The organism is Candidatus Zixiibacteriota bacterium (assembly GCA_022865345.1).
GTDB lineage: Bacteria > Zixibacteria > MSB-5A5 > MSB-5A5 > RBG-16-43-9 > RBG-16-43-9.
Map to the genome: position 1 here is coordinate 1 of JALHSU010000122.1, position 22331 is coordinate 22331.

At 44.5% G+C, this 22331-nt stretch carries 20 protein-coding genes and 2 tRNA genes; 2 read left to right on the top strand and 20 right to left on the bottom strand.

What is annotated here, in order from left to right; translation table 11 throughout:
* A partial coding sequence (locus MUP17_05270; protein MCJ7458383.1) for a hypothetical protein occupies positions 1 to 907 on the bottom strand: 907 nt, incomplete at its 3' end.
* A gap of 362 nt (positions 908 to 1269) precedes the next feature.
* Positions 1270 to 3414, bottom strand: a complete 2145-nt coding sequence (locus MUP17_05275; protein MCJ7458384.1) for a protein kinase — start codon at positions 3412 to 3414, stop codon at positions 1270 to 1272.
* Between the two features lie 458 nt (positions 3415 to 3872).
* Between MUP17_05275 and MUP17_05280 the strand changes: the two genes are divergently transcribed.
* Positions 3873 to 4949, top strand: coding sequence for an efflux RND transporter periplasmic adaptor subunit (locus MUP17_05280; protein ID MCJ7458385.1), 1077 nt, complete (start codon positions 3873 to 3875; stop codon positions 4947 to 4949).
* A 6-nt stretch (positions 4950 to 4955) separates the two neighbouring features.
* On the top strand, positions 4956 to 8054 hold the full coding sequence (locus MUP17_05285; protein ID MCJ7458386.1) for an efflux RND transporter permease subunit: 3099 nt from the start codon (positions 4956 to 4958) through the stop codon (positions 8052 to 8054).
* 86 nt (positions 8055 to 8140) lie between these two features.
* On the opposite strand, the gene MUP17_05290 is transcribed toward MUP17_05285, so the two are convergent.
* The 18 genes from MUP17_05290 to MUP17_05375 form a co-directional block, all read right to left on the bottom strand.
* The gene (locus tag MUP17_05290) at positions 8141 to 8311 is read right to left on the bottom strand and encodes a hypothetical protein (protein ID MCJ7458387.1); all 171 of its coding nucleotides are present in this window, start codon (positions 8309 to 8311) and stop codon (positions 8141 to 8143) included.
* Positions 8312 to 8408: 97 nt separating this feature from the next.
* Positions 8409 to 9005, bottom strand: a complete 597-nt coding sequence (locus MUP17_05295; protein MCJ7458388.1) for a hypothetical protein — start codon at positions 9003 to 9005, stop codon at positions 8409 to 8411.
* A gap of 444 nt (positions 9006 to 9449) precedes the next feature.
* On the bottom strand, positions 9450 to 10382 hold the full coding sequence (locus MUP17_05300) for a cysteine synthase family protein (GenBank protein MCJ7458389.1): 933 nt from the start codon (positions 10380 to 10382) through the stop codon (positions 9450 to 9452).
* A 171-nt stretch (positions 10383 to 10553) separates the two neighbouring features.
* Positions 10554 to 10970 carry a transposase gene (locus tag MUP17_05305; protein MCJ7458390.1) on the bottom strand — a complete coding sequence of 139 codons (417 nt, stop codon included), beginning with the start codon at positions 10968 to 10970 and terminating at the stop codon, positions 10554 to 10556.
* Positions 10971 to 11107: 137 nt separating this feature from the next.
* Positions 11108 to 11602 carry a DinB family protein gene (locus tag MUP17_05310; protein ID MCJ7458391.1) on the bottom strand — a complete coding sequence of 165 codons (495 nt, stop codon included), beginning with the start codon at positions 11600 to 11602 and terminating at the stop codon, positions 11108 to 11110.
* Positions 11603 to 11816: 214 nt separating this feature from the next.
* A complete protein-coding gene (locus MUP17_05315) occupies positions 11817 to 12518 on the bottom strand; it encodes a flavodoxin family protein (GenBank protein ID MCJ7458392.1) in 702 nt (233 codons plus the stop codon).
* A 464-nt stretch (positions 12519 to 12982) separates the two neighbouring features.
* Positions 12983 to 14266, bottom strand: a complete 1284-nt coding sequence (locus tag MUP17_05320) for an amidohydrolase family protein (protein MCJ7458393.1) — start codon at positions 14264 to 14266, stop codon at positions 12983 to 12985.
* Positions 14267 to 14720: 454 nt separating this feature from the next.
* On the bottom strand, positions 14721 to 15752 hold the full coding sequence (locus MUP17_05325) for a hypothetical protein (GenBank protein ID MCJ7458394.1): 1032 nt from the start codon (positions 15750 to 15752) through the stop codon (positions 14721 to 14723).
* A gap of 136 nt (positions 15753 to 15888) precedes the next feature.
* Entirely contained in the window at positions 15889 to 16194 is a 306-nt protein-coding gene (locus tag MUP17_05330; protein ID MCJ7458395.1) for a hypothetical protein, read from the bottom strand.
* Positions 16195 to 16231: 37 nt separating this feature from the next.
* Positions 16232 to 16690 (bottom strand): hypothetical protein, encoded by a 459-nt coding sequence (locus MUP17_05335; GenBank protein MCJ7458396.1) that lies wholly within the window; start codon positions 16688 to 16690, stop codon positions 16232 to 16234.
* 5 nt (positions 16691 to 16695) lie between these two features.
* Positions 16696 to 17259, bottom strand: a complete 564-nt coding sequence (locus tag MUP17_05340) for a TIGR04255 family protein (GenBank protein ID MCJ7458397.1) — start codon at positions 17257 to 17259, stop codon at positions 16696 to 16698.
* Between the two features lie 175 nt (positions 17260 to 17434).
* Positions 17435 to 17509: transfer RNA gene (locus MUP17_05345), tRNA-Asp, on the bottom strand.
* 87 nt (positions 17510 to 17596) lie between these two features.
* Positions 17597 to 17671 (bottom strand) — tRNA-Val (locus MUP17_05350).
* Between the two features lie 57 nt (positions 17672 to 17728).
* Positions 17729 to 18001: a DUF3098 domain-containing protein gene (locus MUP17_05355; protein MCJ7458398.1), complete on the bottom strand. Its 273-nt coding sequence runs from the start codon at positions 17999 to 18001 to the stop codon at positions 17729 to 17731.
* A gap of 106 nt (positions 18002 to 18107) precedes the next feature.
* Entirely contained in the window at positions 18108 to 19349 is a 1242-nt protein-coding gene (locus MUP17_05360) for an O-antigen ligase family protein (GenBank protein MCJ7458399.1), read from the bottom strand.
* Positions 19346 to 20935, bottom strand: coding sequence for a flippase (locus MUP17_05365; GenBank protein MCJ7458400.1), 1590 nt, complete (start codon positions 20933 to 20935; stop codon positions 19346 to 19348). Before MUP17_05365 ends, MUP17_05360 begins: the two co-directional genes overlap by 4 nt.
* Positions 20936 to 21108: 173 nt before the next feature.
* Entirely contained in the window at positions 21109 to 21699 is a 591-nt protein-coding gene (locus tag MUP17_05370) for a D-sedoheptulose 7-phosphate isomerase (protein MCJ7458401.1), read from the bottom strand.
* Between the two features lie 149 nt (positions 21700 to 21848).
* Positions 21849 to 22331: transposase (locus tag MUP17_05375; GenBank protein MCJ7458402.1), on the bottom strand; the 483-nt coding region annotated here is incomplete at its 5' end.

Here is a 22331-nt window from a genome sequence, read left to right on the forward strand (position 1 = left end):
AGCCCGAATCGAAGAGGATGCCGTGAGTGACGATCCGTCCCGCCTCATCCAGCTGCTGCTTTAGCGTTTTACCTCCCTCGGCGTAGCGGAACGTGCCGATCAGCATCGGATTGTTGGGCTCGTCCAGCCAGGGATCCATGTAAACCCCGAAGTCCACCGGTTTGAAGCTTTCGACGGCTGGGACGTTAGCCATACGCTCGTTGTCGATGTAACACTTCATCGTGCTCTGCGTGGCCATGATGCGCATGGTGTGGATACCCCCGGGAAGCGGCGCGCTCAGCTCTTTGGAGGCAATGTCCTTATTCAGGAGCCTGAGGTTGGTTCTGAACTTATCCTGTAGGTTGAAGTTGCCGATCTCCTGACCCTCACCGTCATACCACTTGATGAAGAACCAATGACCCCTCGTATCCCCCCCTTTAATGTAGAATTCCATTTCGATAGTGTACTTCGACGGAAGCGCTCCAATTGCGATCTTGGGGCGGATGGAACCCTTGTCCGTGCACAGGATGTAGTTCTTGCCGCCCTGCTTCGCTACCTCGAAAACCCCCTCATCCAGCCTCCACCGCGAGGGGAACTCGCCGATTTCCTCACCAGAGAGGTCATCGTAGAAGATGACCTTATCCCCGGGGACGAAGTCGTACTTGGTGTAAAGCGACATATCTTCTGAAACTCCAGGGCCAGTCGACTGTGCTTTCGCAGTATCGGAAACGGGTTCTTCTGTCGATTCTTTGCTAGCTGCAGACGTGTCCGAAGCTGTTTCTTCCTTCCCCTCGATTGTCTCCTCAACCTTCTTCTCTGCTTTCTCTTTTACTTTGTCCTTGAGCTTCCCAAACTGCGCCATGGTCGGGGACGACATAGCTATAAAAGCAAGGCATAGCAAGACGATGAAAATGAATTTTGACTTCATAGAGCTCTCCTTTCGTCATTAAACCTAATGGGAAGTCATCTCTCTACCCATTAAGAAGTTTAGTTTTTTTACTCCCGGCTCAAAGCGAGCAGGTTGTTAGCTTTCTTTTTTCTAACTTTTAGCAGCTTATTTCCCATTTCGAGGCCAGACAGAAAATCACATAAAAAATATACGGGACTTTTAACCTTGTCAAGCTTTTTTTAGCGTGGATTGGGGAAATCGGACGGGACGACCTTTGCGATCGCTTTCGGAGGTATTCTAACTTTCGTGTGCCTGTCGTGCACGCAAGGAAAGCGGAGGGTAAAGGATGAAAAGAAGAGTGGTTCGACCTCACTCTCTGCAAACTTAAGATATCTATTGAATTATTTCGAACTTTGATCTTTCTTCTCGATCAAGGCAATATATTCGGGTTCATTCCTGATACTATCCAAGTCCGGGTCGCGCCGGATCCATTCGTAATTCTCGAATCCCGCAAGAATTGAGTTCTTTAGTGAATCGAGTGCCAGGCGCTTTTCTTTGATTTTAGCATAAAAGCAAGCAGTGTTATAAAGCATCAGAGGATCAGATGGATTTAATTCAATAGCTTTAGCTGCTTCTCTTTTGCCCTCCTCAATTCTTCCTGCTCGTGCCAAAGCGACAGCATAGAAGATGTGCGCACGCGGGTCTTTGGGGTAGCGGGCAATATACCGCGGATAAACTTCAAGCTCGTTTCTAACAGCATCTTCATAATTCTCTTTATCTCCCAATCGCTCATAGACTGTCCGGAGGTCCATGCGGACTGTATAAAAATCGGGGTTGAGTGCTACGACCTTCTTGTATAATTCAATTGCTTCCCGGTCTCTATCTGTTGTGTGGTAGATTCTCCCCAGTATCCAGTAACCGACGAAACTATTCGGATCGAGCTCGATTGCTTTCTGAACCGCTGATAGAGCTTCGTCAAGCATCTTTTTCTCAAAATAGGCAAGCCCAAGAGCGGCGTATGCTTCAGACAGGGTTGCATCATAAGCCAGGGCTTTCAGGCTGGCTTCCATAGACCTGTCGATGTAAGACTCCTTTCGCTCGAAATTCTGATAGAGAGTAGCATATGCCTCACCCAAGCCTGCATAGGCAACTGCGTAACGACTATCTAATTCAATAGCCCGTTGAAAGAGTTCGATAGCAGACTTGATATCGTTCTTTGTCCATCTATAGAGAGCATCCCTCGCCCGGAGGTAATAATCAAAGGCTTCCGCGTTCTGAGGACAGCGTTTACAGAGCACACCTTTTTCCGTGGGAGATAGTCGCACCAAAAGCGCGTCGATTATCTGTTCTGATACCTTTTCCTGAATATCGAACACGTCTGATAGTTTTCCCCTGAACTTTCCAGCCCAGAGCTGGGCATCAGTCTCGACATCAACCAGTTGTGCTGTTATTCGCAAATCGTCCTGAAGTTTTCTTACACTTCCTTCCAGAATATAGCGAACACCCAGTTCTTTACCTATGGTTTTGATATCCTTGTTCGTGCCCTTGTATTGCATAATGCTCGTCCGGGAGACTACTCTCATATTCTCCAGCCGCGACAGGTTGAGGATTAACTCTTCGGTCAATCCATCGCTGAAATAATCACTCTCTTTATCTGGGCTGATATTCTGAAAAGGGAGGAGTGCAATGGCTTTTGTCTTGACAGATTGTGTGGCCTGCTCCACATCTATTTGCACCTGCCTTAAGGTTGTCAGAAGTTCATCTGCTGATCGGAACCTCTGCTCACGATCTTTCTCCAGCATCTTCATGACACACGAATCGATCGCGGGCGAAATCCTTCGATCGTGCGAGCTCGGGTTCAACGGGTCTTCGTTCACGATCAAGTATATCCAGGCCGCTTCGTGCTCAGCCCTGAACGGTAAATCGCCGGTGAGCATTTCATAGAACATCACGCCGAGGGACCAGATGTCTGTCCTATGATCTTCGATTATCCCTTGTGCTTGTTCCGGTGACATATAGGCGAGGGTTCCTGACAGGGTATCGGTATCAGAGGAGTCTGTATCACTTTTGAGTCTGGCAATGCCGAAGTCCATAATCTTAAGCAGACCATTTCTGGTCATCATTATATTCTCCGGTTTAATATCCCGGTGAACGATATCCTTCTCGTGCGCAGCTCTGAGTCCCTGACCTATCTGAATTGTCCAGTTAATTGCTTGTTGTAGAGATATATTTTCGCCGGATTTTAATTTCCCGATGTGGGATTTCAATGTCTCTCCTGTGATGAATTCCATCACGAAGAATAGCCTACCGTCTTGTTCGTCGATATCGTAAATGTGAAGGATGTTGGGATGGTTGAGCCCAGCAACGATCTTAGCCTCTCGTATAAATCGCTCTTTGTTCTCCCTGGAAGCATTAAGGTCAGGAGGAAGGAACTTGATCGCTACTGGGCGGTCAAGCTTCAGGTCCAGGGCTTTATACACTATACCCATGCCACCCTCGCCTAACTTTTCTATCACCTCATAATGAGAAATAGTCTGTCCTATCATTTAAAGGTTCCCTTTCTTATAGGTTTTAAAACCTCAAACTGCCTATCACATCAATACAATATCAAATGCAACAGGGACGACTTTAGCCCTATCATATTAATTCTCCACCACAAACTACGACCCAGTTAAAACCAATTGTTTCTTAGCAAAGGTCTGCCCTCTCCGGGCTATGGCCACAAACTTCCAGTTCTGTGTGTAGCCAGATGGCTGCTAAAGCTAACTCAGAATAATCAAGCCTCTGCAAAACCACGAGAGCAACTTGCTTAACTGCCGATGTCGACTTTATATTAGGTCTAAAACACAAAAAGTCAAGAGTTTTCACCAATGACGTCTCTATACTACCGTATAGTTCAATAAGCAGGAAGAATATGCTACAGCGTTGACATATTTCTAACATTCACTATATTAATATTGGTAGAGCGTAACAACAAACTAACTACTTTGAACCGGAAAAAGCTATGATAAAACCAACTGTATTCCTGAGATACCTTTTGCTTTTCCTGGTATTCTCATACTTGCCAATTTGCGCTTGTAAAAACGGAAAGAGTTCTCTTCCTGCACGCCAATCCGGCACATCAGGGGCAAGGGTACCTGTGGATGCGATTGTGATCCAGCCACAACTACTTGAGAACAGGATATACACCACTGGAACCCTCCTTGCCAACGAGGAGGTTGAACTGAGGCCCGAAATCGCTGGAAGAGTTACTGACGTCCTCTTTACAGAAGGAAGCATGGTGAGAAAGGGGGATGTGCTGATAAAAATCAATGATCGCGAACTTAAAGCACAGTTAAAGGGGAAAGAGATCGAAGAAAAGCAGGCCTCTGATTTAGAAGCCCGTGCGCGCCGGCTATTCGAGGTTAAGGGAATAAGCCAGGAGGAATACGACAAGACCGCCAACACCCTCAATATGATCAAGGCCCAGAAGGAGGTCATCCAGGCTCAGCTTGCCAAGACCGAAATAGTTGCGCCTTTTGACGGTATAATCGGGTTAAGATATGTCAGCCAGGGAAGTTTTGTTTCCACCAATATGCTGGTTGCCACTATGCAGGATGTTAACCCGATAAAGGTCGAATTTTCTGTGCCGGAAAAATATGTGAAGCAGATAAAAAAAGGAACTGAAATCACGGTTCAAGTGGGTGATTCCGAGAAAGAGTATAAGGGTGTTGTCTACGCGGTGGAATCAAAAATAGACCTGGCAACCCGAACTATTAAGTCGCGAGCTAAAATCCCCAATCCTAATCGAGATTTGATTCCCGGCTCTTTTGCCAAAGTAGAGATCATCCTGGAGCAGTTGCCCCATGCAATACTGGTTCCTTCAGAATCGGTCATCCCGGAACTGAACGGAGAAAAGGTCTTTATCTGCATCAATGGCAAAGCCCGCTCTATCCCGGTAAAGGCTGGCATCCGCACCGAAACCGGCATTCAAATAGTGGAAGGATTGAATCCCCAGGACACACTTATCCTAACCGGCTTGCTTCAGCTTTCAGATGGTAAAGCGGTGGAGATAAGGGACCTCCAAAGTAATCAGAGATAGACCTGCATGAACTTACCTTCTGTTTGTATCAATCGGCCGGTTCTTTCCATAGTATTATCTCTACTGATAGTACTGTTCGGCGTAATCGGTTACTCTTATCTGGGAGTGCGCGAGTACCCCAATGTCGATCCTCCTATCATTACGGTCAGTACTTCGTACACCGGCGCCAACTCCGACGTGATCGAATCTCAGATCACCGAGCCGCTGGAGGAGTCCATCAACGGCATAGCCGGGATCCGCTCGCTGACCTCCTCGAGCAGTGACGGCAGAAGCCGGATCACGGTCGAATTCGGGCTGGGTATAGATATGGAAGCAGCCGCTAACGACGTGCGCGATCGGGTCTCCAGAGCCATCCACGATCTTCCACCGGACATAGATCCTCCCACTGTCTCCAAGGCTGATGCGGATGCCAGCCCGATCGTCTCGATAACCGTCCAGAGCGACAAGCACAGCCTGCTGGAGCTTTCAGCTTTGGCTAACGATTTCTTCAAGGAGCGCCTGCAGACCATACCCGGGGTCAGCGAGGTCGGCATCTGGGGCGAAAAAAGATACGCCATCAAATTGCTCATCGATCCGGCACGCCTGGCTTCACAAGGTTTGATCCCACTGGACGTAAAGAATGCCCTGGACCGGGAAAATGTCGAGCTGCCTTCTGGTCGCATTGAAGGGTATAACACGGAGCTGCCGATACGAACATTTGGCCGGCTGTCCACACCGGAAGAATTCAACAATCTCATAATCAAGGAAGCAAACGGGTCGGTGGTCAGGCTTAGAGACGTAGGCAGAGCCGTTCTGACCGCGGAAAATGAGCGCTCCATCATGCTCGGCAACGGCAGTATTCCGATGGTAGCAGTTGTCCTCGTTCCCCAGTCCGGATCAAACCAGATTGCCATTGCCAACGCGTTCTACAGCCGTCTGGAGCAAATAAAGAAAGACCTGCCGGAAGATATCAAAGTTACCATCGCCATGGACAGCACCGCCAACATCCGCAAAGCCATAACCGAAGTGGTTGAAACCCTCCTGATCGCATTCATTCTGGTATTACTGGTGATTTTCATTTTCCTGCGCCACTGGCGGACCACCATCATCCCCATGCTGGCCATTCCCATTTCTCTCATCGGCGCTTTTTTCATCATGTACCTGGCCGGCTTCTCTATCAACATCCTTTCTTTGCTGGCCATAGTGTTGTCCACCGGAATCGTGGTGGACGACGCCATCGTGGTGCTGGAGAACATCTATAAAAGAATAGAAAAAGGCATGAATCCGCTTGAAGCCGGGTTCCAGGGGTCGAAGGAGATTTACTTTGCGATTATCTCGACCACTATTACTCTAGCTTCGGTGTTCCTTCCCATCATGTTCCTGCAGGGTCTTACCGGACGTCTGTTCAGGGAGTTTGGAGTGGTGGTGGCCGGCTCGGTGTTGATCTCCGCATTCGTGTCGCTTACCCTGACTCCGATGATGAGCGCGCGGATTCTGCATAAAACCGAACATGAAAACAAGCTGTTCAAACTGAGCGAGAAGTGGTTTAACCGGCTGATCTCGGGTTATCACCGGACTTTGCGATTATTCATCAATAGGAGATGGTTAGCGCCGGTGATAATGACTGCTTCAGTGGCGATCATTTTTGGACTGGGTTCACTCCTCCGCTCGGAGCTGGCTCCAATGGAAGACAAGAGTCGATTGATGGTCAATTCCACAGCTCCAGAGGGAACATCGTATGAGGCGATGTACGACTATATGGGAAAGATCATGGCTATCGTTGATACGCTGCCGGAGAAGGACGTGATCGTTTCGGTAACCGGTGGTGGAATGGGTGGAGGCGCGAACAGCGGCTTTGTCAGAGTCGGTCTGGTGCCCCCTGATGCCCGAAAGCGGAGCCAGCAGCAGATCGCCGATGCTCTTACCGGGGAGCTCAAAGATTACACCTTTGCCAGAACTTACGTGACTCAGGAACAGACTATCGGAGGTGGTCGGGGCAGAGGGCTGCCGGTGCAGTATGTCATCCAGGCGCCGACACTGGAGAAGTTAAAAAAAGTGTTACCGAGCTTTATGGATAAGGTTCAGACCGATCCGGTGTTTCAGGTTGCGGATTTGGACATGAAATTCAATAAGCCGGAATTGACCATCGCAATTGACCGAGACCGAGCCAGGGCACTGGGTATCACGGTTAGAGATATTGCCCAGACGCTGCAGCTTTATTTCAGCGGACAGCAGTACGGGAACTTCGTCATGGATGGCAAACAGTATCCCGTGATTGCGCAAGCGGACCGCACAGATCGGGATGAGCCGCTGGATTTAAGCTCCCTCTATGTCCGTAATAACCGCGGGGAACTGATTCAGCTCGACAACATCGTGAAGCTGTCCTATCGCAGCAGCCCGCCCCAGCTCTATCATTACAACCGTTACGTATCTGCCACGGTCTCGGCTTCTACGGCCAAAGGATACACTCTGGGTGACGGGATCAAAGAGATGGACAAAATCGCCTCCAGCACACTTGACGAGTCGTTCTCGACCAGCCTGGCCGGTACCGCCAAGGAATATGCGGAAAGCTCCAACACTCTGGTCTTTGCATTTGTGCTGGCTCTGGTTCTGGTATATCTGATTCTATCCGCACAGTTCGAGAGTTTCAGAGATCCTTTGATTATCATGTTCACTGTGCCTCTGGCTCTGGCCGGGGCAATTCTTTCGCTCTGGCTCTTCGGGCAGACATTAAACATCTTCAGCCAGATAGGAATTATCGCTCTGGTGGGGATTGTGACCAAGAACGGAATTCTGATAGTTGAATTCGCCAATCAGCGCAAAGCCAAAGGATTATCCATCCGTGAAGCAGTGATCGACGCTGCAACCCAAAGATTCCGGCCAATTTTGATGACCAGCCTGGCCACGGTCTTCGGTGTTCTCCCGATCGCTTTAGCGCTTGGCGCTGCTGCCAAAAGCCGCATGTCCATGGGAATTGTGATCATCGGCGGGCTACTATTTTCCCTTGGTCTGACGCTTTTTATTATACCCGCACTTTATACTTATCTTTCCAGCAAGAAAATCCATACGGTAATTTCCGAACCGCAGGCAGTTGAGCAGGAAAGCGTCGAAGAAAAGAAAGTTTAGCGCTTGTGTCAGGAGCTCTTCTCCTGACACACATGATTGCCTCCGTCAGGAGTAGCTCCTGACGGAACAATAAGCTGATTTACATACTACATCTTCAGAAGCTCCAGCACCTTATACATCAAAACCGCAGGCCAAAAAACAGCTTTCAAAACGCCCAGCACCCCAGCCAAGAATGAGGTCGCATGCTGGATATAATAAACCAAACCACCAAGAAAAGCCAGCCCATACATACCGCCCCACATACCTTTGTGTTCCATACCTTTCCTCCTTTTATCAGTTCACTAAAGTGAACTGTAATTTATTTTCTTGACCTCACCTTTTCAGTTGCTTTCAAGCAATTGACAGAGCATTTTTTCACCTGATGGGAGGACGCTTAAATCCTTTCTGCAATGATGGAAAATCACATAAATACGGAGATATAGCTGGGTTTTTAAATAAAACAAATTCATCAATACTAATATCTCTCCATAAACTTACTATATCTGAGCACCAATATTTTGTATAATCATTGTAGGTAAATAATAAAGCGGATTTTAAGTTATCTGCCTTTAAGTTATTTCCCTGACCATTTATCCGTGTGGTTATCTGTTTAATATCCTCTATCGATCGGATTTCGGATACCTCAGCTTTAATTGAAATCACATTGTTGATTAGCTGAAATTCGTTTCTTGTAATTGGCCAAAAATATTGAAACATATTTAGAAAACTTACTGATGTCGTACATATTAATAGTTCGGGTATCCCGATATTGAAAAAACTTCTTTCTTTACGTTTTGGAATTTTATCATACTTTTTCAGTAATGGTTCGGGGAAAGATATTCCCGAATTAAGTATATGCACACAAACACGTTCAGCCTCAAAAAAATCCTTGTCTTTCTTACAGCCCAACAATAAAGAAGGGTATGCCATAAGGAGAAACTGTAAAATCTCACGTCTTGTATATTTTCCCATACAATATCTGATATTATTTGATTTGACTTAATGCCTAATACAACTCAATCCTCCTCGGCAGACAAGTTAGACCACATCGAATTTATCTGCATCTTAAGAGACCCGGTCTGTTTGGAGCACAAGAACTTAAATTGATTTAAGCCACGACAAAATTACTAATATAAAAATGATCAGGAGTAATGAGGCTACAAAATATCTCGCTATTTTTGTCTTTGTGGTATTGGTTTTTGATATCCACTTGAAAAACGTCATTTTTTTTCGGATCGTTATACGCGTATCCAAAACTGAACTTATAACCACAATTGAAGCATTGCTTTGAATCATCTGAATTATTAATTCCACAACTTGGGCATACCATATTGATTCCTTTCCTATATGGAATTTCAAACTTGAAGTGAATATTACAGTAGTTCTACGGTGAAGTCAAATCTTTTCTGCTAATGCTTATTTTCTATAAACATCTGTGCTAAGGTATTTCAGACCAGAATCTACCATCAATGTTACGATTTTAGTATCCGGACCCAATCGCTCAGCTACCCGGATCGCTGCGAGGACATTTGCGCCTGATGACGTGCCCGCAAAAAGACCTTCCTCACGGGCTAAACGCCTGGCCATAGCCTTTGCGTCTTCTGTCTTAACTGCAATAATCTCATCCACCAGACTCGGATCCCAGAGTGGTGGAGTATAACCAATCCCAACCCCTTCGATTTTATGAGGTCCGGGTTGACCACCCGACAATACTGCGGATTCGGCTGGTTCGACGACTATCACTTTAATCCTGGGATTGCGCTTCTTCAACACAGTTGCTACACCCCGCGATGAAGCCGCAGTACCGACACATTGAACAAATGCATCAATTGCTCCGTTCGTTTGGTCCCAGATTTCCTCAGCCAGCGGAAAGTAGCCTGCAATGCTGTCAAGATTGTTGAGCTGATCTGTCCAGTAGGTATGAGGTCTTTTACTAAATTCTTTGGCGGCTTCAATCATATCTAAAATCAGCTTTTTTGTAGTGAGGCCGCCTTCACTCGGTATCAATGTGAGTTCCGCACCAAAAGCCGCCATCTGATTAAGCTTATCCTGACTAAAAGCGTCGGAAGTAATGATATGCAGGCGGTGCCCCTTCGCAACACAAATCAGCGCGAGTGATATGCCTGTGCTACCCCCGGTGTACTCAACAATGGTATCCCCAGGTCTTAATCGTCCTTCTTCCTCAGCCCTTGAAATCATAGCCTGTGCCATACGATCTTTCATACTGCCAGTCGGATTTTCCCATTCAAGTTTCGCAAAAACCTGCGCGCAGCCGGGTGGAACAACTTTACGTAGACGTACTAACGATGTGTTCCCAATAGCCATTAGAATGCTGCGATCAATACTCATTCCGTCTTTACTCCTATATGTTTGAATGTATCTCTTTTTGACTGATCCTACATTGAAACTTTTATCAGTTCACTAAAGTGAACTGCAAATGATTTTCTTGATTTTACCTATTCCAGTTGCTTTCAAGCAACTGACTTATAATGTTTTCCTATCCATCTGGTTTGAGCCACATTATTTTTGTCTTATCAAAGTCCATCCATACTTTTCCATAAACTCATTTACCTCATCAGTAAAAGACTTCTTAATGTGACGTTCTTCCTGCTTAAGTATGTAATCGCTCACACTCACAGCCCAGTAATCGTCCTGCCAGATAAACTTTGTATCTATTAATTTGGCTTGGTTTATCCAGAATGATGATTCACCCTTTATCAGTTGAGCAACTTTACTGGTAGTTTGATCTTTGTTGAGGGATATTAAACAGTGGGCATGGTCGTGATAGCCGTTTATGCAATCCAGCCAAATTCCCTTTGCTTCAGCATTTTGTTTAATGTGTTGAAACATTTTTTTTCTTATTTCCCCTGTTTGAAGAAATGGCTCCTTATTCTTTGTAGAGAAGACAAGATGTACCCAGACTCTTACCCAACTCATAATTTTATGTCAAGTTTTATGTGGCTAAAGCCAATTAATTTACATTTTCTTTTGTCAGTTCACTAAAGTGAACTGCAAGTGATTTTCTGATTTCCTCTATTCCAGTTGCTTTTAAGCAACTGACAAGGCTCTCAATGTTAATTCTTCGCCTTAAAGACCCAGCGCGGGGCAGAATCTATGGTCTGCCGGAGGATGAGGTTCAACTGTGCCGCATGGTGCTGGACGTGGCGCATATTGAATAGAAGTAACTCCGCCACGCTTAAGTCAACCGTTCCGAAGGACCAGCGTTGACGAGCTTTCTCGTCTGTCAGAGCTTCAATCGTCCTTCGGCACTTGTTGCGGCCATGCTCAAGATAGGATTGAAGCTCGTCTTTGGTATACGGACGCTCGGGAATAATCCCGGCCGGGTCCATCTCCTCAAGCGTGAAAGGAGCCGGGGGAGCAAATCCTTTAGCCGAGTCGGACAGGTTAAAGTCGAGCCAGAAGAGCGTGTGATAAACGATATACCAGAACTCCGGCCGCCGCGAGCGGTCGCTCCATACCTCGTCCGGACAAGCGACCAGGGCATTTTCCAGCATGTCAATCGCAGCCCCGAACTGCTGCCAGACAACTTTTTTCCAGAAATTATCCATTTGAAGGTTCCAGGATTTCTTGATCCGCCTCAGGTGGATCGCAACGTCCTAACTAAAAGAGTATTTATCGTTACTTTGCGGTGAACTCTGAATAGCCCTGCTTTAAATCTTTTAACCATTAACTATGAACCGTGAACTATCCACTGTTTTATTTGGCGGGACGACCTTCCCGCGTCCCCCTACCGTTATCAAATGACAAGCCGACAAATTATTATCATTTTATCAAATCGTTGTATATGCGCCCGAGTTCTTCCTCGGAGATAAGAGGACGGCTTATGGCTTCGAATGTTTCCTGACTTATTGCTCCGTTTTGTACCAATTCCTCGCCGGCTTTCCTGGCGGCTTCAACAACAGCCTCCCCCTCCCTGGTAAGTTTACCTTCTTTTTTCATCAGGAAGGCATGGGGTCTGATCACTGCTCCTGCGAATTCAACGCTGGCATCTTCAGCCAGTTCTTCGGCTATTCTCACCACCGTTCCAAAATTTCCTTTTTCCCACCATCCGCCTGTGGACACCAGCAAGATTTTTCTGATTTTCACATCCGCATGAAATCTGGCGTGTGTTCGACCTTGGCGAGTCTCGAGCAAGGGTTTAATTAAAGGGCAAAGCCTATTGATGATATTTTGCATCTCCCCGGGCAGGGGGATATAAACCGGGGTAGCTAGAATCAGGATTTCGGCCTCCCGCAACCGGGGATAAAGCGAATCCATATCATCTTTAAGGCAACAGGTGCCGGGTTTTTGATACCAGCAGTACATATTGCTGCAATTGCAGGACCTGACCTTTAGGTCCCTGGCATAAAACAATTCGACATCACAACCGGCATCTTTCATTCCCTGAATCAATGGCGTAAGAAGCATTGCGGTATTCCCTTTTTGTTTGCGTGGACTACCGTTAATAGCAACTGCTTTACTCATCTTATCCTCCTTTACAGGGGCGAAAAAAATGGGTCTCAAAGATAAAACGGTTGTAAGTCAAGACCGCTGAATCCCTGACTATTCTATAGTAAACTATCAATTTGTGCATAATTGTCAACAAAAAACCTCCTCTTTTAGGAGGTTCAGATTTTAATGGCGAGGCCGATCCCGCCAAGGTAGCTCGATTTTGCTCTCTGTCCTGAGCAAATCGTAGGACGGGATGACCTCCCCGATGACTATCGGTATATTCTAAAAAAGAGTCTGGTGGTTGACTGCAAATAGCTCTGCTTTAAATCTTTTAACCACCCACTATGAACCATGAACTATACATCGTTTTAACTGGCGGGGCTGATCTTACTCTTCGCAGACTTTTGCAAGCTTCGAGTTTCCGATCCGGCTACACTATGCAGGAATTTGCAGGAGGCGTAATAAGACGATAAGATGATACAAGATGCAAACCGACCTTATTCAGAACCGGTAACAATCTCCCCACCCCGTAAAACGGCAAAAATACTCCGGATGTTTCTTATATCCTCAATGGGATTTTCATTGAGTATGACAAGATTGGCTTTCTTCCCGACAGCGATTGAGCCGTATTTATCGTCTACTCCCAGCCACCTTGCAGGGTAGCATGTTGCACCCCTCAAGATCTCAATTGTCCTCACGCCACTCTGGCTGAGTAAATCCATTTCGTTATGAGTGAATCGCGGTATGTAGCCGTCTTGACCAACCAGCATGCACACACCGCGTTTAGCAAGCTCAGCAACGATGACGCACCCTACTTCAAAAAGCGCTGTAAAAATCGGTCTGAATTTCTCGGGTTCCTTATCACTGTAAACCTCTGGTTTTTCCGAGTAAAACTTGAAAACGTTCAGTGTAGGACATATGAGAGTACGAGACTCCACTATCATGTCAGCCAATTCGCTCAGCTTCGAAATCAAAATGGATTCGACATCCATTGATAAGAGTTTCTGCACCAGAGCATTTTGAGCTTCAGGAGATTCATGCTTCACGCCATCATGTTCCTTTTTCAGTTCATCCTTTAATGCCGAATACCATAATGACTTGGCATGTTCAAAACACCGGATACCCAGGTCAATTCCCTTTTCAACAGTAATTACCTGGAAAAAAGTGGGACCGGGGTCACAGGTAACGGGCAAACGTGAAAGTCCTGCTTGATCTACAAGCGACTTAAGCACTTCATCCTCAAACCTCCCGAACGCCTTGATGCAGGCCACGCCATCTTTCACCAGGGATTCTACTATGTCCTGAGCATCTTGTGCAGACTTCATTGCCACTGTCCAGCCCGGCCAGCGCTCATTCATCTGCTGCGCCCGTAGTGGTGGCATTTCCAACATAGGGCCTGCGTAGAAGATATCCGGGCCCGCCCCAGCACCTGACGATGCCGTTTCTCTCAGATCTTTTAGGATGTTCACTGGACCACCTAGGTCTCTTATCTGCGTTACCCCCCGACCGACGAAATCGGACAGTACAAGCTTATCCAGTTGTCCCTGTTGAAATTGCCGCCCTATTTCGCATTCCTCAAATATCTCTTTCTGCACTTCATCTGGCTGATTTATAAGGGCAGCCAGATGAGTATGGCAATCGAACAGCCCTGGGATGATGAATTTATCGTGACAGTTCAGTTCCTGAACGCCGCAGTACTCCTGGTTGATGTTCTTACGAATTTCCTGTATCTGTGTGTCGATGATTAGCAAATCCAGCGGCTCGCGTACTTCACCCAACATGGTATCAACGATTCTTGCACACTTTAGTAGTAGCGGTCGATGCATCTGTTTATATCCCTCGATCCTTAAGAATACTCATGACTCAATTATCATAGAATATATCATCGGATTTGATAATTTCCAACACAAAAAGTCCGGTTTTCCGGCGGGGTTTCACAATATCAAAACGGGGACGACGAGACTTTCTGCAAACTTTTATCTCTTTCGAGTTCCCGGTAGAATTACACTATACAAGAATCTCTGGAAGCCGTTGGAAGACAATTAAATATCTATAAGCTTGTCAAAGTCGGGCCACCAGTCAGTAACAATGATGAGATATTATATTGCAACTCTAAAAAATCAAGAAGAATCTTTATGGTTGTTTTCGACCTGTAAGAAACTCACACTCAAAGAAACACGACAGACTTGAAAACCGAAAAGGTGAAAGGTCATAATCGCCTATCAACTTGTAAATCTATCCGGATTTGCGTAAATTAAATATTGACCATGCCTGTCCACTATTCAGCATGGCATCCTTCCATATCTGGTAGTGTGCCTTCCTTTTATTCATAAGTATTTGCGCATGTTCTTTTGCTTCACGGGCGAACTTCTCTATATCGTCAACCTTAATGTTACTAGTGTAAACGAATATTCCGTTCTTTCTCCACTCAGATTTTTCAATTTCTATCGTCTGAAGGGCAATTTGAAGCGCTTGTTCGTTCAAATACTTGTAATAAAGAAGGTAACGTCGCGTTAAACGGGATAGTGCTGTTTTCTGTGAATCCTCCCGCTGCGGAATCGATGGGTCTTTGTGGTCTACAAAGGCCTTTGGAACAACTGTAGCACGAGCTCCAACCAAAACCAGTTTTACCGAGAGGTCAAGGCAGGTCTCCGGCTCATTAGCAAACTGTGAGTCCCATATGTGCCATTTCATTCCGTTCAGGTTATAGATTCGCTCTATCGCCTTCCAGCTTACAACCGCACTATTTGCACAGGGACCAGGCTGTAGCTTATTGTTGATAATTCCACGATAAACGTAAACGAACGGCTTACCTCTACTAAACACATGACCAGAATAACTCTTCCCAGTCATACTGTCCCTTACTGTGCTGATGAGAACATCACAATTCATTTGTGAATCAATCGCATTCAGCATAGAAGATAGCCATGAGTCGCAAACGAAAGTATCATCGTCTAGGAATCCAACGTACAGGGGAGGGGACTTACTTAGAAATTCAAGGGCTTTATTTCGGTTCGACTCATTGCCGGAATCAGCATCCTTTTTTTGATTCGACTCATTGCTGGCATTACCATCCTGTTTTAGAGGAAGGATTTCCATTCCATTAGATTCAGCTAAAGTAACTAACCGTTTATAAGATTTTCCCCACGGAATAAAAATGACACGAATATCCGAATTACTACGGAGCTTACTATAGCTGCGCCCGAGCCATAATTGGAACAGTTCCACTTTACCAGAGGCAACTATGATTGCAAGTTTCTTAGTCATAATGTTAAGCTTCTTCGTTACATCAATTGCATGACAAATACAGGCTTTAATAGACTTATTGAATTTATTCGGAAGGATCAGCCAGGCAATAACTTCAATGAATGACCTATTCTAAATTAACTTGGCATTTATATAGCTAATTTCCATTGATCAAAATCACTTTTTTATTCAACATTAGTTCCGCATACTGCTTTCCATCCATAGGACATCTCAATAGATCATCAAGTTCCTTTAAAGAATCAAGAAACAATTGATTTTTGATCCTTTTCAAAAGATTAATCTCATAATCTTCATAGCCAGTTCCAGTCGAAATTTTGGTTCTGATTCTGGTCTTTTTCCCTTTATAGAAAAAATACCAAAATCTATGATCTCTACCCTCTTCTTTTACAAACCCCTTTTCTACAAGAGATTTTTCTATTTTATTTCTCGGAATTGGCTTCATGCAGACTCGAATGTGCTAATAACAGATTCATACTCTTTCAATAATTGACGAGCATCTTGAGTAAGATCTTTGGGGGGGGGGAATTTTTATAAGAAAGATAGTCATGTATGAAGAACTCGGAGAAATCTTTTAAAGCTTCTTCTTTAGTAAAACCAGAACCAAAGATATTAAATTTAACATTTTGAAAAAAGAATAGACCATTCTCTTTAGAGAGTTCAACTTCTAAAATGTATTCATCCTTGAAAAAAATCTTCCCTTCACTACTTTTTAATTCATCCAGATAATACTTAGATGGAATTCTACCTCTGGAATCTGACTCTGTTTCTGGTGAAATTTGCTCTTTAATACCGTCAACAAATCTCATGTAATCATGAACATCCGCAAGCATGTCAAATAAGAGCTTTTGACCTAATATGGCTTGAATTTTCTGTGAACCAGGTACATACTTATGCGGTTTAAGATTGTAAGAAGTTGAGAACTGAGTATCAAGTGACATAGTTATCACTCCATATCCATAATTTTCTTGTAATGTTCCGCTATCAAATCTTCAAAAATCTGTTTAGTGTATTTGTGAGATTCGTCTATATATGTTTCAATCTTTGTAAACTCCAAATCTCTTTCAAAGAAATAATCAAAATCAATGACTATTACTTCAGTTTCCTTCTCATCCTGTAACTTTCTATATTGAATAAGTATTCTAAGAGAACCTTTTCCCAATTTTATAAACAAAACAGTATGTAGATAATCATATGCTTCTGGAATTGACTTTGGAGTTTTATACCCAAAATTCAAAAATTTCTCTATTGGGATCACTCCGTTTTCTCTCAAAATAGGAATATGATTTACATATCTCAACCCTGTTCTATGAAGTTGCCGAATATTGAACTTTTCAGCAAATAATCCCAAATAATGCAACGCTTCTTCTTTAAACAGACTAAACCCTAAATATTTATAACGATGGAATGAGCATTTATTGACAGAAAACTGAATCCCCTCTTCCCTATTGTTATCTCTAAAGAGGTAATTTCTCAAGGGATAAGGTTCTGGCGAGTCTACAAGTGGCAAGTTAATTTCAGGGAATTCACCTCGAATTTGATTGTACTATTCATCCTTTCTACATTCTATTGCAAGTTCAGGAGGGAATCTGATTTCAAAAACTGATTCAACAAGAGGTGGATTTTTGTATAATTTGCTCATGTTTCACCTTATTTATAATATTACGATTATACCTACTCAAAAACGGGGCCGACGAGACTCGAACTCGCGACCTCCTGCGTGACAGGCAGGCGTTCTAACCAAACTGAACTACGACCCCGGGAAAATGCAGTGATTGAGTGATTGGTGATAAGGTGATTAGTCTTTTAATCACTTTTTCACTCTATCACTTTATCACTGTCTTTCTTGGGCGGTACAGGGATCGAACCTGTGACCTTCTGCGTGTAAGGCAGACGCTCTAAACCAGCTGAGCTAACCGCCCGAGCTTATGCCAGTTAATAGTTGATAGTTCTTGGTTTTTAGTCTATAGGAAAAACTATCAACTCTTTTTTAGGCTCAATTCTTCTGGTTTGGGAGCTTTCTCCTCTTGCTTTTTCTTTTCTCCTAAAAGGATGGCAATCGGTATGAGAATGCAATATCCCACCACCAGAAGGATCGGGGCTAAAGTTATAGAGCCACGAGCTAAGGCAATATAACCGACGATTATGACCAATAGCCCAATCCCCAGCCAGGTCCAGTTTCTTTTGGTGAAAGGCAGGGCTCCCTTTTCTTTAGCTTTCTCAACTTTGGGCTTTGTTTTTACTTTAGCCATATCTTCTCCATTTAACCTATAAATTTAACAAAGATTCCAACAGAGTCAAGCAAAATAATCCACAGATTCAACCCTTAGAAGACCTTTTAGGCTACTCTGTCAAGACTTAGGAATCTCCGGAACTAATCCTGGCAACAGATTCGCTCAAACCCATAACGAAAAAGAGTATCATATTGTCAATCGCAGCCGTATAGTAGCACTGAAACTGGGAAGCTAAGAGAAATGCTATTACGGATAAAACCCCTCCCAGTATCAAAGCTTTTGAATAGCTTTCCTTTTTTTCCTTATATCTACGCAGAATATTCTTCAGGAACACAACCCACATGAAAATAAAAGCCAAAAAACCGACTATTCCGGCATTGACCGCCACGTTCAAAAAGTCATTATGCGCGTGCCCGAAGATCTCAGAGGGGACTTTTAAATACCTCTGGTAGAATATCGGAAAGTTTCCGAACCCTATCCCGAAGAGAGGGTGGTCCTTAAAGATATTGAAGGAGGTGGACCAGATGACTGACCTGATATCTGCCTGCTCAAAGGAGCCAGCCTGAACCGCAATAAGCGACCTGCCCAGAATCTGCGGGTCGATCAGGTAAATAAGGACCAAATATCCCGCAACTGCCAGGATCTCCCTGGTTTTGTTCCGGCTTTTAAAGAAAATGAAATATATAATGAAAGCGAAAATCTGAGCATAAAGGGTACTCCGGGTATAAGTAAAAAAGTTTGCCGTAATGGTCAATGTGGCGACTGTGAAATAGAAAATCTTCCAGGAGGTTCGCTTTTCCCAGGAGCCTAAACAGAAGCTCAAGATGCCCATGAGCATTGCATAGAAGCCATAGGTCAAAGGTAGGTCGAAAAAAGCTATGGAGCGATATTTTTTATAAGGTAAGATAAAAGAAGGGTCGATATGCTGGTTACGCAAAAGGTCAATTCCGGTATAATGCTGCCAGATAGCGTAGATAGCCACAATCCCGGAGATCAGGAAAATCAGATTAACTAATTTCTTGATGAATCCTTCGTCCTTAAGATTGTTGATTAAGAGGAACGGGATAACCAGCAGCCATTCGTCTCCCAGACTGATCAGGCTTTTAAGACGGTTCTGGGAAAAGATAATCGAGATGACAAAGGCGCTCAGATAGACTAAAACCGGCAGTTCAAAAAAAGAGTGCTCCCAGTTGAAATTTCTATTTGCAATGACCCTCCAGACCCAGCCCAGGAGTGCGATGCTAAGCCCGATCTGGGTCCCTGCAATAGAGAAAGGGGAAAAAAATACGAAGACTAGCAGTCCGAAATTGACCATATTCTGCGGTGAGATAAATTTAGATTTGAGCACTTCAGCCTGACTGTTCATCTGGTATCCTCACCTAAAGAAATTCTTCTTAGAACTCCCACTAAGCTCCTGAATATTCTGTCCAGGCCAAAAGGGAGCTTTTGAATATATCTGGATGTCAGGTCGAAATCGAGCTTCTCCAGGGTCCTGGTAGAAGCTAAGATAACGAGGTAGAGGAGAATTCCCAAGAGAATGCAGATGATAAGTCCGGCAACCCCAAGTAGAAAAGAAGAGAGCAGGTAAACTACAAATCCCATAATGAATGAGGTCAATCCGATCTTGAAAATCGGGGCCCAGGGGAATCTCCTTTTCAAGAAGAAAGCATACACGTAGACGATAACACCCACGCCGAACAAAACCTGGGCTGAGAAATTCACCCAGACGGCTCCTAATGCCTGGTATTTGCGGGTAAGGAAAAGGTTCAAGACCAGCTTCAGAAATACTGCCAGAATGTAAAATCTGAGTATCACCTTTTGTCTTTCCACGCTGTAGAGGAAGGAACTGGAGGCAGTAGAAACCGAGCCGACTGTACCGGCTAAAAGGACAATCCCAAATATAAAAGCTGAAGGCAGGTACTGAGAGCCATAGATGCTGGTTATGATCCTGGGCGCAAGAGCGATCCCGCCAGCACATAAAGGAAAGGCGATCAGGGCTAAATATCGGGTTGAATTGTAGTGAATGCTCTTCAGCCTTTCTTCTTCGCCACCTCCATAGGCTTCGGACATAATCGGCAGCAGCACTCCGGCCAGAGCACCAGGCAAAAGTAAAATTACCTTGTTGGCTAAATTGAAACCCAAATTATAAAATGCTACCTGGGTTTCATTGCTGTAAGCTCCTAAAAAAAGTAGCTCGAACCTTTCCCACAAAAAAGCCTCTAAAAGCAAAATGACGAAAATGCTTTGGCTATAGTTTATGAGTTTACTCTTCAATTCTGAAGGCAAACCTTTCTTGACATAAGGATATTTTTTCGAATGGTAGAACTCATAGTAAAGAAATGCTCCCAGCAGGTTGGAGATAAAACTGACCCAGAAAAGATACTCCACCTCTCTTTTTAAAACCAGTGCCAGTATTATCAAAAGGAAAGTCAACGGGGAAAGCAAAAAGGTCAAAAACGCGATCAGATCATATCTCAGGAATCCGGAAAAAGACGCCATATAGATGGCCAAAAGCCCCATCGGTATCATTCCCAAGGCACCGATCCTGAGATAGAGGGAAAGATAAGGCTTATGGTAAAGCCCTGCAATTATCGGGGAGGTAAGGAAAAGTAAAAGCGTGACAAAGATTCCAGTCCAGAAAATCCATCTGGAGCAATTTCTGAGGATAGTCCCTGCAGAAATGTAATCTTTTTTACCTGAATATTCTGAAATATACTTGGTAACTGTGGTGGGCAGTCCTAAATTGACAAAATATCCGACGACGGTCAGAATCCAGAAAGATAAACTGTATTCGCCGAGTTTTTCCGGGCCTAACAGCCTGGCAATTACGATAGAGGTTATGAATCCGAAAAAAAGCCCGCTCCCCCTGAAAAGGAAATTATAAAGGGTATTTCGGGCTATTGAAGAGGTATAAATCTGCTGAGGAGTTTCCAAATCCTGCCATCTCCACATTTCAAATAGCTCATAACAAATTAAATTTATGGAAAGGAGATATTGGAGTGTAAAGCCTCAAGGTCTTGAGACTTTAGCTTTACCTGTTAAAATAATATACCATTTCTGACGAACCTGAAGATTCTCACTCCAAAAGCCCCTTCCCAAAAACTTTTTTTAAAAGGCTTTTTAATCTACTCGAATTCTCTCTCAATCAGATCACAGATAATGTGCCCGATAAGAATATGCACCTCCTGTATCCTCTGGGTCTCAGAAGAGGGAATGGTGATGGAAAAATCCGCAATCCTGGCCATCTCTCCCCCATCTTTTCCTGAGAGAGCCAGAGTCTTCATCCCGATTTTCCTGGAAGTTTTTACGGCTGAATTCACATTTGAAGATTCGCCTGAAGTGCTGAAGGCTAAAAGGCAATCCCCTTTTACCCCCAGTGCCTCCACCTGGCGGGAAAACACTTTTTCGAATCCGAAGTCGTTGGCTGCTGCAGTAAGGACTGAAGAGTTAACTGTTAAGGCAATTGCCGGCAGAGCTTTCCTTTTAGAGGAGGATTTCAACCTCACTACTAACTCCCCGGCGATATGCTGAGCATCCGCCGCAGAGCCACCATTCCCGCAGAGCAGAATCTTCCCACCTTTTTTCAAGCAGTTTCCAAGAATCCCGGAGAATTCTACAATCTTTTCCGAAAGCTCGAACTTGATTTTCTCCTTTAGAGCGATGCTCTCCTCAATCTGAGCCAGCGCGATCGAAATCTGTGTTGATTTCTTGATCATAGTATTTATTTCAGGTGGTACAGACATCCTGTCTGTTCACATAACTTTTTGGTAGGACAGACATTCTGGTCTGTTCCAATAATGTCAGACAGGAATGTCTGACATACCTTTCTTGCAGTGGAACAGGCATCCTGCCTGTTCCTATTCTATCAGACAGGAATATCTTCACTAACATCTGGCACAACAGACATTCCTGCCTGTTGTATTATCCTTTCACCAAATATTTTTTCTTCGAAATCACCCCACTGTTTTTCATAATCGTTATCCTGAATACACTCTGGATTTTCCCGGTCATATTGCCATTGCAGTGGATTATATAGAACATATTCCCGGATGCGGTTCAGTTCATCTTCGTTTCTGACAACGTGCTCGTAATAATTGCGCTGCCATAAACAGCCAGAAAATTGTTGTGAGTGATCTTGTAGAAAAGATTTTCTATAACGTGTCGTGGTCAATGATTTGAACCGATGAACTACATCAGGTAAAGACATTGTAGGGGCAGGCCCCTGTGCCTGCCCTGGTGGTGGGCAACCACAGGGGGTTGCCCCTACAGATGATAAAACAATTATTCCGTGAATATGATTTGGCATCACCACGAATGCATCAGTATTAACACCTTGGTAATTTTGTGG

Excerpts from the sequence above, each read along its gene's own strand:
- MUP17_05325 (MCJ7458394.1), bottom strand. The coding sequence starts at position 15,752 with ATGACTAAGAAACTTGCAATCATAGTTGCCTCTGGTAAAGTGGAACTG.
- MUP17_05300 (MCJ7458389.1), bottom strand. The coding sequence starts at position 10,382 with ATGAGTATTGATCGCAGCATTCTAATGGCTATTGGGAACACATCGTTA.
- MUP17_05295 (MCJ7458388.1), bottom strand. The coding sequence starts at position 9,005 with ATGGGAAAATATACAAGACGTGAGATTTTACAGTTTCTCCTTATGGCA.
- MUP17_05310 (MCJ7458391.1), bottom strand. The coding sequence starts at position 11,602 with ATGGATAATTTCTGGAAAAAAGTTGTCTGGCAGCAGTTCGGGGCTGCG.
- MUP17_05315 (MCJ7458392.1), bottom strand. The coding sequence starts at position 12,518 with ATGAGTAAAGCAGTTGCTATTAACGGTAGTCCACGCAAACAAAAAGGG.
- MUP17_05365 (MCJ7458400.1), bottom strand. The coding sequence starts at position 20,935 with ATGTGGAGATGGCAGGATTTGGAAACTCCTCAGCAGATTTATACCTCT.
- MUP17_05290 (MCJ7458387.1), bottom strand. The coding sequence starts at position 8,311 with ATGGAACACAAAGGTATGTGGGGCGGTATGTATGGGCTGGCTTTTCTT.
- MUP17_05330 (MCJ7458395.1), bottom strand. The coding sequence starts at position 16,194 with ATGAAGCCAATTCCGAGAAATAAAATAGAAAAATCTCTTGTAGAAAAG.
- MUP17_05320 (MCJ7458393.1), bottom strand. The coding sequence starts at position 14,266 with ATGTTGGGTGAAGTACGCGAGCCGCTGGATTTGCTAATCATCGACACA.
- MUP17_05280 (MCJ7458385.1), top strand. The coding sequence starts at position 3,873 with ATGATAAAACCAACTGTATTCCTGAGATACCTTTTGCTTTTCCTGGTA.
- MUP17_05335 (MCJ7458396.1), bottom strand. The coding sequence starts at position 16,690 with ATGTCACTTGATACTCAGTTCTCAACTTCTTACAATCTTAAACCGCAT.
- MUP17_05275 (MCJ7458384.1), bottom strand. The coding sequence starts at position 3,414 with ATGATAGGACAGACTATTTCTCATTATGAGGTGATAGAAAAGTTAGGC.
- MUP17_05285 (MCJ7458386.1), top strand. The coding sequence starts at position 4,956 with ATGAACTTACCTTCTGTTTGTATCAATCGGCCGGTTCTTTCCATAGTA.
- MUP17_05370 (MCJ7458401.1), bottom strand. The coding sequence starts at position 21,699 with ATGATCAAGAAATCAACACAGATTTCGATCGCGCTGGCTCAGATTGAG.
- MUP17_05355 (MCJ7458398.1), bottom strand. The coding sequence starts at position 18,001 with ATGGCTAAAGTAAAAACAAAGCCCAAAGTTGAGAAAGCTAAAGAAAAG.
- MUP17_05360 (MCJ7458399.1), bottom strand. The coding sequence starts at position 19,349 with ATGAACAGTCAGGCTGAAGTGCTCAAATCTAAATTTATCTCACCGCAG.
- MUP17_05305 (MCJ7458390.1), bottom strand. The coding sequence starts at position 10,970 with ATGAGTTGGGTAAGAGTCTGGGTACATCTTGTCTTCTCTACAAAGAAT.